The sequence below is a fragment of the Pseudoxanthomonas mexicana genome (assembly GCF_001556105.1).
GTDB lineage: Bacteria > Pseudomonadota > Gammaproteobacteria > Xanthomonadales > Xanthomonadaceae > Pseudoxanthomonas_A > Pseudoxanthomonas_A mexicana_A.
The window spans coordinates 25,254-41,142 of sequence record NZ_LSIF01000034.1 but is presented as its reverse complement, the minus strand read 5'-3'; the positions used below and the strand labels follow the sequence as shown (position 1 = coordinate 41,142).

Sequence of the window (15,889 nt, the reverse complement as noted above, 5' to 3'; positions counted from 1 at the left end):
CGCGCGCATCGCAGCGCGACATGTTGGAGGCACGTGCGAGCGTAGATGCCGCCCGGACCCGGCGGCGATAGGCGATGTCTTTAGCTGCTGGCCGTCGCCGCGACGTGCACCGCACTCGCCCGGATGCTAGACAGCCTTCGGCTTCGGCCGGAGCTGCATCGGGGAGCGGGCATCGAAACCAGGAGACGCCTGATCACCCGGCGTATCGCGCCTTCATCCACTCGACCACGGTAGCCGACAGCCGCTCGCGGTGCTGGCGTGCGTAGAACGTATGGTCACAGTCGGCCCAGTACTCGGTGCTCATGCGCGGCGAGCGCATCACGGTGCCGAAGCATTCGCGCGCCTGCCGCTTGTGGTTGTAGTAGCGCTCGATGCCACCGGTATAGAGCATCAGCACGCTGGCACCACGCGCATCCAGTGCCTTCAGTCTGTCGACCGCCTCCGGCTGGCTCGGAAAATCGCGGAAGCTGTTCGGATCGATGGTGGCCTGACCGATCGACGCGCTTCGTCGCAGCAGCCTGCGCACACCACGCAGGACCTTGCCGGGATGCAGGAGACGCGGCAGGTAATAGCGCAATCGATACAGTGGGGTGATGTATGCCACGCCGTCCAGCAGCAGCAGCCCCATCACCCGGGATTCTTGGGGCGCGATGTTGAACGCATCGTCCGCCGCCGAGCACAGTCCACCCAGCACGCACTGGCGCACCCCTGTCTCGCGCGCCACCACATCCATCGCCGCGACGGTTTCCCTGCGCTTGCGCCCTTCCCCCGCTTGCGACGAGACCGGGCTATCACCCAGCCCCGACTGGTCGAAACGGAACACGACGAAACCTTCCGCCGCCAACGACCTCGCCAGTTGGACATAAGTGCGGAACGGCCCGACCCGCGGAAGCAGGCCGGCATTCAGCAGTATCAGCGCGGTGCCGGCCGGCGTGCCCGCCGGTCGCGTCAGTACGCCGACCAGATCATCGCCGAACGTGTGCGCCGTCTCCACGATACCCGGCGCGTTGTCCGCGTCCGTCATCCGCGTGCTGTCCACCGCCATGACCGTCATGCCTGTGTCTCCGTCAAAAGCGCCGCGAGTTGGACCACACTGCGGCGCGGTAGCGCCTGGTTCTCGAACTGCATCGGCTCATCCCAGGGTGGCCTGTCGTCGGCCGCCAGGTGCGTGACCTGCACCGCGACGCCCGCGGCCTGCTGGGCATCGATGAAGCTCTGGACATCGGCATCGACGCTCCAGACGACCACGTGCACGCGACTCCCTGACGGCAACGGACGCGCGCGGAAATCCAGCGCGGACAAGGCCTCCAGGAACGCTGGCGCCACGTCGAAGCCCAGCAGTTCGTCCGCTGCGATCGCGTGACCGCGGCGCGTGATGTAGCGCCCCACGTCCTTGAGCTGTTCCTGATGCTGGCGACGCCAGCGATCCACCATGGAAGCGCCACGGACGATCGGATCCCACAGCACCAGGTCGACCGGTGCGGCGCCGGCGCTCGCCGACAACAGCACGGGCAGGCACGCGCTTCGCAGTGCCAACGTACGCGGCGCAAGCGCACCGGCTGCCATCTGCTCGACGGCAATCTGCAGATCCCGCTGCATGCCCTCCAGGCCGAGCTGTCGCGTATCGCCGGTGGAATCGCCCGTGCCGAACCAGTCGAAGCGCAATGCACTGCCCTGCTGGCTGGCCACAGCCTCGCACAGCGTCCAGAGGGCGCGCTGGCTCATGATGCCCTCCTGCAGCAACGGCGCCACGCACAACAAGGTCGTCGGCACGGACGCGGCGGCGGACCCGTCGCTTCGATGACGCATGCCGAACAGGCGGCGGTTTCCCGGCCCGAAGAAGAATGCCTTTCCCGCATCGCTCCCCGACCCTGCATCCGTCGTGGGTACCGAAGATGCCGCGTCCGCGTCTTCCTGCGCAAACATCGACGACGGCAGTTCCATGGCCAGCTGCGCCAGGGTCTGCGTCGCCAGCGGCATCATCTTCAGTTTTGCGCCGGTGTCCTTGGCGACGCGGCTGGCCATCTGCACGGCCAGCATCGAATGGCCACCCAGGTCGAAGAAGTTGTCGCCCGCCGACACGCGGGTGTCGAGCATTCCGGACCACACCTCGATCAGGTAGGTGATGCGCGGGTCCTGACCCGGCACGCGCGTCACCGCCGGCGCGTGATCGCGGCTGTCCGCAGCCACGGGTGCAGCTGCCGTATCACGCCGCTGCACGACAGGAGGCAGGGCGAAGTCGCCGAGCGCATCGACATGGTCGTGCGGCCCGGAGGCGATGCGTTCCAGCAGGGCGACATAGTGGCCACGCAGCGTTGCGACATCCTCCTCCAGCAATACGTCGGCGTTGTAGACCATGCTCGCGATGATCCCGTCGTCGCGCTCCAGGATCCACAGGCCGAGATCCTCCGTCGCACCCGGCTGGAAGACCTCCAGGCGCTCGTGGTCCAGGTTGCCCCAACGCGTCACCCGCTGGCGGATGTCCTGCATCGAGAACAGCGTCTGGTAAAGCGCGGACATGCGCTGTCCGCCGCGCGAGCTCAGCTCCTGCGCCACTTCTTCGAGGCGGATGTCGGGATTGGCGAAACTGTCGAGCACCACGTCCTTGACGCGCTTGACCGCGTCGGAGAACGGCAATGCAGGGTCGATCTTCACCCGCAGCGGCAGCAGGTTGGTGAAGTAGCCCATCAACTCCTCGACGTCGGCGCTGTTGCGTCCGCGCACGGGCGTGGCGATCACCATGTCACGGCGGCCGGTGATGCGGTTGAGCAGGACGAAGTAGGCGCTGAGCAGCACGACGAACAACGTGGCATCCATCCCCAGGCCGACCTTGCGGAGCCGGTCGCCCAGTGCCTTGTCGATGTGGAAGCCCTGCGCCAGCCCGCGCCCGGAGGCCGTGCCGCGCTTGCTGCGTCCCCGCGAGAGATCGAGGGTGCCGCCCTCGCCTGCCTCGTAGGTCGCACCCAGCTTGTCGCGCCAGAACGCGCGCTGGCGCGCATAGCGTTCACTGGCCACCCATTCGTGGTGCCACACCGAGAAGTCGCCGTATGTCACCGACAAGGGCGGCAACACCGGTGCACGGCCTTCGAGCAGCGCGGCATAGGTTTCCGCGAGATCGCGGTAGAGCAGGTCGAAAGACCAGCCGTCCCAGATGATGTGGTGCGTCATGAACATCAGCGCATGACGGTCGTCGTCGAACTTGAACAGGCGTGCGCGGAACAGCGGCGAGCCGATCAGGTCGAATGGCGTCTCGATCATGCCCTTCAGGCGCTGCGCCAGGAAACGCTCGCGCTCGGCAAGCGGTATCGCGGTGAGATCTTCGACATCCAGCAGGCCGCTGTCCATGCGGCCGTGGACGACCTGCACGGCGTCGCCGTCGCGTTCCTCGATGGTGGTGCGCAATACCGACTGCCGTTGCATGACGGCCTGGAACGCCTGCTCGAACTTCGGCAGGTCCAATGCACCTGCCAACCAGTGCGCCGACGGCGTGTTGTAGGTCAACTGGCCCGGGTTGAACTCCTCCATCAGCTTGAGGCGTTCCTGGATCAGCGAAAGCGGCGCTTCACGCTGGTCGGCCCGGTGCAGGATCGGCGGCCGCGGCGGCAACGTGTCCGGGGCAGCGGATTCGATGGTGGTCGCGAGCTTTTCCACCGTGGGCGCGTCGAACAGCGTGCGCAGCGACAGGCCAAGCGACAACTCGCGATTGAGACGCGAGGTCAGCTGGGCCGCGAGCAACGAATGTCCGCCACTGGCGAAGAAGTTGTCGTGCAGCCCCATCTGCGGCAGGCCCAGGACGTCCGCCATGATCGAGGCGACCTGCCGCTCCAGCGGGGTGCGCGGCGGCTGGAAGTCGCCGGTGCGCGCGACGTTGATCTCCGGCGGTGGCAACGCGCCACGGTCGACCTTGCCGTTGGGAAGCAATGGAATCGCCGGCAGGCGGACGAAATGCTGCGGCACCATGTAGTCGGGAAGGTTGAGCTTGAGGTGCGCGACAAGCGCCGCATCGTCCAACGCCACGCCCTCGCCCAGCACGACATACGCCACCAGGCGCACATCGCCCGGACGGTCCTCGCGCGCCATCGCAACGGCGCGGGAGATATCGCGATGCGCCAGCAACTGGCCTTCGATTTCCCCCAGCTCGATGCGGAAACCACGCACCTTGACCTGGAAATCCAGTCGCCCCATGTGCTCGATGCAGCCGTCCACGCGCCAGCGTCCACGGTCGCCGGTGCGATACAACGTGGGTGACGGGATGTCCGTGCCGAAGCCGTGGGCCGCGTCGGCGAACATATCCGGCAGGAAGCGCTCGGCGGTCAGCTCGGGGCGATTCAGATACCCTCGCGCGACACCTTCGCCGCCGATGCATATCTCTCCGGATGCGCCGTAGGGACACAGCTGGCCCTGCGCATCCATGATCCAGACCTGGGTATTGTCCAGCGGGCGACCGATATGGATGACGGGCCAGCGTTGCCCATTCGTCGCCGGCATCACCCGCATGCCCGTCGAGTACACCGTGGTCTCGGTCGGACCGTACAGGTTCCACAGCTGTCCACAACGCGCGAGCAGCGCTGTCGCCAGGTCCGGCTGCATCGGTTCGCCGCCGCAGAAGATCTTCAACGCCGGATTGCCTGTCCAGCCTGCCTCCAGCAGGACCCGCCAGGTGGCGGGCGTCGCCTGCATGACGGTCGCGCGCGAGCCCTGCAGCAGCGCGGCAAGCGCCTGCCCATCGCCGGCGACAGACTTGTCGGCGATCACGACCTGCGCTCCTACACTCAGCGGCAGGATCATCTCCACCACCGAGATGTCGAACGACAGGGTCGTCACCGCGAGCAGGCGATCATCCGGGTCCATGCCCGGCCAACGCTGCATGCTCGCCATCAGGTTGGCCACGGCGCGATGCGGCAGTTGTACCCCCTTGGGCTTGCCGGTCGAACCCGAGGTGTAGATGACGTAGGCCGTCGACTCGGCTTCCGCAGCAGACGCATCACGACCCAGACGGCCGTCCGCTTCGGCCGCCAACGCGGACTCCAGCGCATCCAGCGCAAGCACCGGGCGCCCGCGCAGGTCCAGGCGTCCTGCATGCGCGCGCTGGGTCACCAGCGCCGCCAGTCCGGCATCCTCCACCATGTAAGCCAGGCGGCCATGCGGAAACGCGGGATCCAGCGGCACATAGCCGGCGCCGGCCTTCAGGATGCCGAGCATCGCCGCCAGCATGTCCAGTCCACGGTCCAGGGCGAGGCCCACCAGCGCACCGCGGCCGATGCCGTGGCGGCGCAACAGGCGCGCAATCCGGTTGGCGCGTGCCTCCAGTTGCCGGTAACTCAGGCTGGCATCGCCATGCCGCGCCGCGATGCGGTCCGGGGCGCGATCGCACTGCCCTTCGAAGTGTTCGTGCATCAGGCAATGCCGGTCGAAGACCACCGGTGCCGGCTGCAGGGCCGCCAACTCCGCCAGCGCCGGCGCGTCCACCAGCGGCAGCCGCGCCATCGGCTCTGCCGGCCTGTCGACCGCAGACCGCAACAGGGTCTCGTAGGCGGCCAGCCATCGCCGCACGGTCGCGGCGTCGAAAAGATCGCGGTTGTACTGGCACTCCAGGCGCAGCTGCCCGTCCACTTGCACGGCGTTCACCGACAACTCGAAGTTGTCATGGCTGCGCGGATTGGTGGTGAAGTCCAGCTCCAGATCCTGGAAGCCCGTCTTGGCCGGATCCAGCGCCTGGTCGATATTGAAAAGCACGCTGATCAGCGGCGTGCGCGAAGGATCACGTGCGACGCGCAATTGCTGAAGCAGCGTGCCGAACGTGTAGCGTTGATGGTCCAGCGCGTCCAGCAGCGTTTCCTGGGCCGCGTCCAGGCTGTCGGCGAAACTGCGGGCGTGGTCCAGGTCGAAGCGCAGCGGCAGCAGGTTGACGCAGTGGCCGACCAGATGCTCATGCCCGTCCACCGACTGGCCTGCCGCGGGAATGCCGACGACGACGCGATCCTGGCCGCTGATTCGCGACATCAGTGCAGCGAATCCGTTCAGCAGCGTGGCGAACAGACTCACGCCACGCCCCGCGCCGAGCTTCTTCACGCCGGCCGTCAATGCGGCATCGAGCATGCGGTCCTCGCGGGCGGAGGCCGTCGTGCGGTGCATGGGCCGCGGATGATCCAGCGGCAGTTCCAGCACGGGAAGCTCACCGGAGAAACGCGACAACCAGTAGCGTTCGTCGGCGGCGTGGGCGTCACCGTGCGGATGCATCGCGCTGTCCAGCGCATAGCCGGCGAACGAGGCGGCCGCTGGCAATGCCGCCGACACGCCGCGATACAACGCACCGAGCTCGCGCACGATGACCCACCAGGACCAGCCGTCGCACACGATGTGATGGGCATGCATCAGCAACAGGTGGTCGTCCGTCTGCAATCGCAGCAGTTCGGCGCGGAACAGTCGACCTTGCTCGAGGACGAACAGCGTGTCGACACCCTGCTGCCGCCGCGCGTTCACGGCCGCATCGCGAGCCTGCGGGGACAGCGCGGAGAGATCCTCGAACGCCGTCGCGAACGCCTGCGGTTCGAGCACGCAGAAGCTCTCGCCATCCGGGCCGATGCTGGCACGCAACGCGTCGTGCCGTTCGACGACGCCGCGCAGCGCTACCTGCAGCCGATCCACATCCAGCGCGCCCCGCAGCCGCAACGACACCGATTCGTTGTAGGCCAGCGAAGCATCATGGTCCAGCTTGGCCGCCAACCACACTTCACGCTGCGGTTCGGTCGTCGGCACGACACGCTGCAGCGCGCCTCCGGCGAAAGGGTCGTAGTCGACGCGCGTGCGGCCACCCTGACCCGTCACTTGGATGGCACTCATGCGTCCACCTTCGAATACTGGCCAGGTTGGTCGGGATCGGCCAGGTACCAGCCGGGCCGGCCATCGGGATCGCGCCCGAGGCGCGCCCCGGGCACGGCCGGAAGATCGGCGTCCATCACCCCGGGCACGCCGGCCGTCGCGTCGCCCGGCAGCAGCTTCGCTTCCTGCAGTTCCAGCACGGACTCCTTGTAGGCCTGGATGATCGCCTGGAAATCCGCCTCGCTATGCGCAGTGGTGAAGAAGCACGGGAAGTTGTCGAGGATGTGGATGCCGCGGCTGCGCATCATGGCGAACAGCAGGTCCTGCAACGGATGGTCTTCCTCGAAGTGGGTGCGCCACAGCGAGGCGAAATGCTTGATCCGCACGGGCGCGCCGACCTTCATGCAGAACGCGTTGATCTCCTCGGCCATCGCCGTGGTGCGCTCGTTGAGCTGCTGCTGCAAGGCCACGCCGTACTGCTTCATGTGCAGCAGCGAGGCCTTGGCCGCCGCCAGCGTCAGCGGGTGGCGCACGAACGTGCCCGCGAAGTACGTCACGCCGGCCGGCGGAACGGAGTCGTCGCCGTACTGCCAGTACCCGCCATCCAGTGCATCCATGTAGTCGCGCTTGCCCGCCATCACGCCGATCGGGTATCCACCGCCGACCACCTTGCCGTAGGTGCAGAGGTCGGCCTGGATGCCGAACAGCGCCTGCGCGCCACCGGGATGCGAGCGGAAGCCGGTGATCACTTCATCGAAGATCAGGACGGCGCCGGCGTCGGCCGTGATCTTGCGGACCTCCTTGAGGAACTCCACCGGCTGGAAGTCCGGGCGACGGCTCTGCACCGGTTCGACCAGCACGGCGGCCAGTTCGTGCGCACGCTCGCGGATGATCTCCAGCGTCTCCGGCGTGCCGTAGTCCAGCACCAGCACCTTCTCGGCCGTATTGCGCAGGATGCCCGGCGCGGCAGGCACCGCACGCAGCTTCTTCGTGCCCCGCACGATCACTTCGTCGTTGATGCCGTGGTACGACCCCGAGAACACCACGATGGTTTCGCGCCCGGTCGCGGTACGTGCGATACGCATCGCGCCGAGCACGGCTTCCGAACCGGTGTTGCACAGCGCAGCGCGGTCATGGCCGGTCAGTTCGCACACCAGCTGGGACACTTCGCCGGCCAGCGGGTGCATCGGCCCGATCTCGTAGCCGTGGTCGATCTGCTGCTTGATCGCGTCGACGACGAACTCCGGCTGCCAGCCGAACAGGCTGGTGCCGAAACCGTTCAGCGCATCGACGTATTCGTGGCCGTCGATGTCCCACACATGCGAACCCTTCGAGCGTTCCACCACGATCTGGTAGACGATTTCCTTGGTCAGTGGACGGAAGCCCGTGACCACGCGCGGATCCGCCATGTGGCCACGGTGCTGCTGCGTATACGCCTTCGACTTCGGGGTCCGCGCGGTGTAGCGCTGGATGAAGCCGTCCAGGCGCTTGCGCTGGTGCGCATCCAGCTCGGTGCCGCCCGCCGCATCGATACGGGCGATGGCGCCGAAGGCCTTCTTCAGGTCGTAGCGCGTGTGTGCCAGCGCCGCTTCCTCATCACCGCCGGCAACAACCGCCGCAAGCGATGCGGGCTCGCGCGTCAAGCTTTGCGGGGGTGAGGGTGCGACCGGCGTCGGCGTGGCCTCCACGACAGGCGAGGATGCAACGCCGGCCAGCAAGGCCAGCTGCTGCGACATCAATTGCATCTGCTGGGCGATCACGTTGCGGATCACGTCACCGTCGGCCCCGGTCGGGAGCCCGGCGGTGAACGTCGGCGCCGCAAGCGGCACTGGCAACGCCTGCGCGGGTAAGGGCGCGGGCACAGCCGCAGCCACGGGTGTCGCGGCTGCGGTTACCGGCGCCGGATCGGCAGGCAGCTGCGCATCCAGTCCCGCCGCCAGCCGGTCCACGCTGGCGTACTCGCCCATCAGCTGGCGGAAGGTGATCTTCACCGGGAAGATCTTCTGCAACTGCAACGCCACCTGCGTCAGCATCAGGCTATCCATGCCCAGCTCGATGAAACTGGCATCGCCGTCGGACTCGGCAAGTTCGAAACCCGCCACATCCTCGAATACCTCGCGCAGTCGCGCCGCCAGGCGAGGGCGGCGGTTGGCGGGGGCAGCGGGAGAAGAGACGACGGACATCGGGGACTCCTGGATCGCGTGGTTGGCGATGTTGGCATGGGGTACGACGTTGCTGGACGCCGCCACAGGCGGCTCGACCCAGCAGCGCTTTTTTTCGAACGGATACGTCGGCAGGCGCACGCGCAGGCGGCGCTGGCGGCGGTCCAGGCGGGCGGGCGACAGGTCCACGCCACGCGCCCAGAGGTGACCGAATGCAGCGATCAGCGCGGCATGTTCCTCTTCGACCTGATCGGTCAGCGAGGCCACGGCGGTGATGCCGTGGGATTTCAGCAGCGGCTGTTGTCGCGACAACGTGGACAGCGTCGCGCGTGGACCAATCTCCAGCAGCACGCGACCGGGCCGATCCAACAGCTGCGCGATGGCTGCGGAGAAGCGCACCGGTTCGCGTAGATGGCGCGCCCAGTACTCGGCGGACATCGCCTGCCCGTCCTGCAGCCAATCACCGGTGGCAGTGGACAGGATGGGCAGCGACGGCGCGCTGCGCACCAGCGCCTCGACCTCGGCACGGAACGCCGGCATCACCGCATCCATCATGGCCGAGTGGAAGGCATGCGAGGTCTTCAGCGCGCGACAGGCGATGCCCTCGCCTTCCAATTGCTGCTGGAAGGCGACAATGGCGTCGTGCGGCCCCGCCACCACGCAGGCACCAGGCGCATTCTCCGCGGCCAGTGACAGCGTGCCCGGCAGTCGCGGCAGCAGCGCATCGAGCGGTTGCCGTACCGACAGCATGGCGCCCGACGGCTGCGCCTGCATCAGGCGTCCACGGCGTGCCACCAGACGCAGCGCGTCGGGCAGTGCGAACACGCCAGCCAACGTCGAGGCGACGAACTCGCCAACGCTATGCCCGATCATCGCCGCCGGCATGATGCCCTGCGCCATCCACCAGCGCGCCAACGAATACTCGATGCTGAAGATCGCCGGCTGCATGATCGCCGTCGGCAGCAACGCATCGGCATCGTCACCGAACACGAGGGCGCACAGGTCCTGCCCGAGTTCGAGATCGAGCACGCGGGCACACTCATCGAACGCGGCGCGGAACGCCGGCTCACGGGCGTATAGCGTGCGACCCATGCCGGCGTACTGGCAGCCCTGCCCGGGGAACATGAACACCACGTCGCTGGCCTGCGCGGGTCGCGACTTCGCCGCGGCCGCAGACAGGTCGGGACTGCGCAACTGCGCGACTGCGGTGATCGCCGTGTCGGCGGCAACCGTGATCCGGTGCGGAAAGACCTTTCGACCAACGGCCAACGTCCACGCGACGTCGGCGAGGTTGGCGTCGGCATCGCGTTCCAGATGATCGGCCAAGCGCGTGACGGCTTCCACCAACGCAGCCGGCGTGCGGGCCGACAACGTCAACAGCGGTGGAACATCGGCCGTCTCTGACGGTGCCTGCAGTGGCGCCTGTTCCATAACCACATGCGCGTTGGTACCGCCGACCCCGAAGGAGCTGACGCCAGCGCGACGCGGCTGGCCGTCGCTGGTCACCCAAGGCTGCAGCTCGCCGCTCACCCGGAACGGCGTGCGTGCGAAATCGATCACCGGATTGGCCTGGCGGAAATGCGCGGTCGGCGGCAGGCAGCCATGATGCAGCGCGTAGGCCGTCTTGATCACGCCTGCCGCGCCGGCCGCCATCAGCAGATGGCCGACATTGCTCTTCACCGAACCGACGACGCAGAAACCGTTGTCGTCCGTGCTCTGGCGGAAGGCGCGGGTGAGGCCTTCGATCTCGATGGGGTCGCCCATCGGCGTGGCCGTGCCATGCGCCTCCACGTAGCCGATGCTGCGCGCATCCACGCCGGCATCGGCATGCGCCATCGCAATCACCGCGGCCTGCCCCTCGCTGCTCGGCGCGGTGAAGCTGGCCTTCTGGCCGCCATCGTTGTTGATGGCTGCCCCGCGCACCACCGCATGGATCGGATTGCCATCGGCAATCGCGTCGGAGTGGCGTTTAAGCAGCACGACCGCGGCACCGTCGCTGAACACCGTGCCGGTCGCGTCGGCATCGAAACTGCGCGTGTGGCCATCGGCCGACAGCATGCCGCCCTCCTGGTAGACGTGGCCGCTGCGCACCGGACAGGTCACCGCAATGCCGCCGGCCAGCGCCATGCCGCAGCGGCCGTTGCGCAGGCTGTCGATGGCCTCGCTGATTGCGACCAGTGACGTGGAGCACGCCGTATGCACGCTGATGGCCGGCCCGGTGAGGTTCAACTTGTGCGCCACGCGCGTGGCGATGTAGTCCTTTTCGTTGCCGAGCATCACCTGGAACGCGCCGACCTTGTCGATCAGGGCCGGGTGCGCCAGCACGTTGCGCTGGTAATAGCTGGCGTTGTACATGCCAGCGAACACGCCCACCGGCACCTCGCTCGCGTCAGGCACATGGCCGGCACGTTCGATGCACTCCCAGCACAGCTCCAGGAAGATGCGCTGCTGCGGATCCATCAGTTCCGCTTCCTTCGGCGAGATGCCGAAGAAGGCGGCGTCGAACCTGTCGACGTCGTCGAACACGCCACGTGCCGGCACGTAGGCAGGATCGCCATGCTGCGCTTCGGGGATGCCCGCATCGAGTTCGTCCGCGGCGAACATGCTGATGCTGTCGCGGCCGGCGCACAGGTTGTCCCAGAACGCCTCCACCGTCGCCGCGCCGGGGAAACGCCCAGCCATGCCCACGATGGCGATCGGCTCGTTCGCCTGCGCCTCGCGACGCACGGACATGCGCGAGGCATCCAGCGAATCGCGCCGGCCAACCATGGCCTCGGCCAGCTGTGCAGGCGTCGGCGCACGGAACAGCGCCATCGCCGGCACATCGCCCAGGCGCTCGCGGCGCGCGGCTTCCAGCACCCGGATCGCCAGCAGCGAGGTGCCGCCCAGGTCGAAGAAATTGTCGTCGCGACCCAGGTCTTCCAGATCCAGCACGTCGGCGAAGATGCGGCACAGGGCCGCTTCGGTAGCGTCGCGCGGTGCGCTGTAGCCGCCGGCCCATTCAGGACGCTGGCGGCCCGGGCGCGGCAGCGCGTGGCGATCCAGCTTGCCGTTCGGCGACAGCGGCAGCGTGTCCATCTGCATGTAGGCGACCGGCACCATGTAATCGGGCAGTACGCCGACCAGATGCTGCCGCAGGCGCTCCACATCCACCGGCGCGGCACGGTCCTGTGGTGACAGATAGGCGACCAGCCGCTTCAACCCCGGCACGTCCTCGCGTGCCAGCACGCCGGCCTCGCGTACGCCGGGGAACGCCATCACCTGCGCCTCGATCTCGCCCAGTTCCACGCGGAAGCCGCGGATCTTGACCTGGAAATCCTGCCGGCCCAGGTACTCGATCGTGCCGTCCGACAACCAGCGACCCAGATCGCCGGTGCGGTACATGCGCGCGTCTTCCACCTCGACGAACGGATCACGCAGGAAGCGTTCGGCGGTCAGTTCGTCGCGCTGCAGGTAGCCACGCGCCACCACCGGACCTGCCAGGTACAGCTCGCCGATCACGCCGTGCGGCAGCGGCTGACCCTGCGCGTCGAGCACATAAACGCGTGCATTCGCGATGGGCCGGCCGATGGTGGGCAGGCGCGGCCATGCGTGCGGGTCCTCCGGCAGCGTCAGCGCGGTGACCACGTGCGTTTCCGTGGGGCCGTAGTGGTTGTGCAGGCGACAGCCGGGCAATTGCTCGAAGAAGCGCACGATCTTGGGCTCGATGCGCAGTTGCTCGCCGGCCGTGATGACCTCGCGCAGCGCGCAATCGAGGCGTTGACCTTCCGGCAGGGAGGCGAGATGCCCTTCCAGGCCTTCGGCGAGCATCTGCAGTGCGAAGTACGGCAGGAACATGCGCTCCACGCGCTGCTCGACGATGACATCGAACAGCTTGCCCGCGCTCATGCGGGCCTCCTGGTCGATGGCGAGCAACGTGCCGCCGGTGGACAGCGTGGCGAAGACTTCCTGGAACGCCACGTCAAAGCCGAGCGCGGCGAATTGCAGCGTGCGCAGTGGAACCCCATTGCCTGGCTCGCGCATCTGCCACTGGATCAGGTTTACCAGCGGCCCGTGCGGCATGGCCACGCCTTTGGGTTTGCCGGTGGAGCCGGAGGTGTACAGCACGTAGGCCAGATGATGTGCTTCGACGCGGCCTTCGCCGTCATCCAGCACATACGCAGGCAATGCAGTCCAGGCCGGCGACGGATCGCGCAAGTCCACCACGGCGAGGCCGGCCGGCAAGTCGCCCAGCACGGTCCGCGCGTCCTGCTCCATTCCCGACATCGTCAGCAGCACGCGCGGTGCGCTGTCGGACACGGTATAGGCAAGTCGATCGGCCGGGTACGTCGGATCCAGCGGCACGTAGGCGCCACCGGCCTTCAGCACGGCGAGCAGCCCCAGCACCACTTCGATACCGCGCTCGACATAGATCGCCACGCGTTCATCAGGCCCGACGCCGTGCTGCTTGAGCAGCCGCGCCAGTTGGTTCGCCTGCGCATCCAGCTGCGCATACGTCATGCGACGCTCACCGTGGATCAGCGCGACGGCATCCGGCGTACTCGCGGCCCGCGCTTCGAACAGCCGATGCACGCCCGCGACACGGGGAAACGATGCGAGCGTCGCGTTGCCCGCTTCGATGGCGGCTTTCGCCAAGGCCGGCGCCAGCAGCGGCAGCCGGCACAACGGCTGCGTCGCATCGGCAGACAGGCCGTCCAGCAGGGTCGACCAGGCCTCCAGCATCTGCTGGAGCGCATCCGATCCGAACGCGCCAGTCGTGCTGCGCAGCACGACATCGCTGTCGGTGACCGTCATGTCCAGTTCGGCCACGCGCAGCAAATGGCTGCCGGCACCGGCCAGGAACGCCGTTCGCTCGCCTTCGCCGGCCGGAGGGACCAGGTCCGCGAGCAGTTCCAGCGACAGGCCCTTGCACGCGCCATCGTCGGCACGCTGCGTGCGCACCTGCGCAAGTGCGGCATCCATCGTCGTGCCGGGGTCGACGTCGATGCGCAGCGGCAGCACGCCTGCACCATCCGTCGAGGTGACGAGCAGGAGGCTGGCCTGGTTGGACAGACGCGCGATTACCAGCGCCCACAGCACGCTGGCAACGTCACCGCGGGGGGCGTCCAGCCGGACCGACGTCCTGTCGAGCGACGGTGGCAGGACCGCGTCGATGCGCGTCTCGACGCCGGTCGAGGGCTGCTTCCAGGCAATATCCGGGTACGGGACACCACCCAGCAGGACATCCTGCCAGTGGCTGCCGCTATCAGCGGAAATGCTCAACGATCCCCCGTCCTGCCATTGCTGGCATGCCCTGTTCACACCCTAAACGTATCCCGCGACAGGATGAGGCCAGCAGCCAAGAGGCAATCAGTGCCGCATGACCACGATCACCCCGTCGCGGATTCGGGGGCGGGGTGATCGGGAACGTCGTTTCCTGCGTGGCGCTGACCCTCGGACCAGCGGCGTGGCACAGCGGATGGGCACGCTCAACGTGCGCCGCGCCCGAACAGCACCACCTCGACCGTCTGCAGCAGGATCATCATGTCGAACACGAGGCCGTGGTTCTTGACGTAAAAGAGATCGAACTTCAGTTTTTCCTCGGCATCCTTCACCGAGGCGCCGTACGGATAGCGCAACTGGGCCCAGCCGGTCAGCCCAGGCTTGACGCAATGACGGACGCGGTAATAGCGCACCTCGTCATTGAGCATGTCGACGAACTGCGGACGCTCCGGGCGCGGCCCGACGAAGCTCATGTCGCCACGCAGCACCGCAAACAGCTGCGGCAGTTCATCCAGGCGCGTCTTGCGGATGAAACGGCCGACGCGCGTCGTGCGATCGTCGTCCTTGCTCGCCCACACCGCGACACCGCCCTTCTCCGCGTCCGTCCGCATGCTGCGGAACTTGGTCAGCTTGAAATGATTGCCACGTTCGCCCACGCGAACCTGGCTATAGAGGATCGGACCCCCCGACTCCAGCCAGACGGCCGCCGCGGTCAACAGCATCAGCGGCCACGCCAGCAGCAGCAGCGCGCCGGCCGCTAGCAGATCGAAGAAGCGCTTGCTGAGGCGACGCGGCGTCGAATAGTCGAAGCCACCGGAGAACACCAGCCACGATGGGTCGACGATGTTCAGCTGCACCATGCCCGCTTCACGCTCGAAGAAGGTGGACAGGTCGATTACGTTCACCCCCTGCTGCACGCACTGCAGCATGTCCTCCATCGGCAAGCCACCACGCCGTTCATCCGGTGCGATGACCAACTCGTCGATCTCCAGTTCCTCGACCAGGTCGACGAGCGCGCCGGGCGGCCTTACCAGCAGGTCTTCCTTCACGACGACGGACTGCCCGGCTACCGGCACGAACCCGACGACAAGGAAACTGCGTCGATCCGCCTGCCGCCGCATGCGGGTGTTGATGAGGTCCGCATTGTTGCCCGCACCCAGCACCAGGATGCGCTGCTTCAGCACATCGGTGCGGAACAGGCTGACCGACAGCATGCGCACGGCCACGATGCCCGTCGCCGATATCAGCAGTGAGAGCGCCAGCACGCCGCGGCCGATGTAGGCCTGCGGTATCACGTAGTACAGCACCAGCAGTGCGATGCCGCCGAGCACGAACGACATGAGAAACCGCAGGAAGAAATCCATGCGGCTGTGGCGCATGTGCACCTGGTACAGCCCGAAAGCCGCCATTGCACCGGTCAAACAGAGCGCCACGAGCAGAGCACGCGCCGGTGCATGCTCGATGAACTCCATGTGCGTCGTATGGTCGTTCAGGAAGCGGAGCCAAGCCGAGCCCAATACCGCAAGCACGATGATCACTACTTCCAGAAGCCACAGGAACCGGATGGCCCTCGACTTGTGGCTGGCATGGGTCGATTTCATTCTTTCCCCCGTCTGTGGGCCGAGCCCGGCTGCACCCCATCA

General features: G+C 67.2%; 4 protein-coding genes. All 4 read right to left on the bottom strand.

What is annotated here, in order from left to right:
• Positions 1-193: 193 nt before the first annotated feature.
• Positions 194-1,054 (bottom strand): alpha/beta hydrolase family protein, encoded by an 861-nt coding sequence (locus tag AX730_RS05710; protein ID WP_157074116.1) that lies wholly within the window; start codon positions 1,052-1,054, stop codon positions 194-196.
• Positions 1,051-6,843 carry a non-ribosomal peptide synthetase gene (locus AX730_RS05705; RefSeq protein WP_062353265.1) on the bottom strand — a complete coding sequence of 1,931 codons (5,793 nt, stop codon included), beginning with the start codon at positions 6,841-6,843 and terminating at the stop codon, positions 1,051-1,053. Before AX730_RS05705 ends, AX730_RS05710 begins: the two co-directional genes overlap by 4 nt.
• Positions 6,840-14,246 (bottom strand): type I polyketide synthase, encoded by a 7,407-nt coding sequence (locus AX730_RS05700; protein WP_062353262.1) that lies wholly within the window; start codon positions 14,244-14,246, stop codon positions 6,840-6,842. The genes AX730_RS05705 and AX730_RS05700 overlap by 4 nt, the downstream gene beginning before the upstream one ends.
• Before the next feature lie 206 nt (positions 14,247-14,452).
• Complete coding sequence (locus tag AX730_RS05695; RefSeq protein WP_062353259.1) at positions 14,453-15,847, bottom strand: TIGR03013 family XrtA/PEP-CTERM system glycosyltransferase; 1,395 nt, start codon at positions 15,845-15,847, stop codon at positions 14,453-14,455.
• Between the last annotated feature and the right edge of the window lie 42 nt (positions 15,848-15,889).

Bases quoted from the DNA above. Each gene is read 5' to 3' on its own strand.
- AX730_RS05710 (WP_157074116.1), bottom strand. From the start codon at position 1,054: ATGACGGTCATGGCGGTGGACAGCACGCGGATGACGGACGCGGACAAC.
- AX730_RS05695 (WP_062353259.1), bottom strand. From the start codon at position 15,847: ATGAAATCGACCCATGCCAGCCACAAGTCGAGGGCCATCCGGTTCCTG.
- AX730_RS05705 (WP_062353265.1), bottom strand. From the start codon at position 6,843: ATGAGTGCCATCCAAGTGACGGGTCAGGGTGGCCGCACGCGCGTCGAC.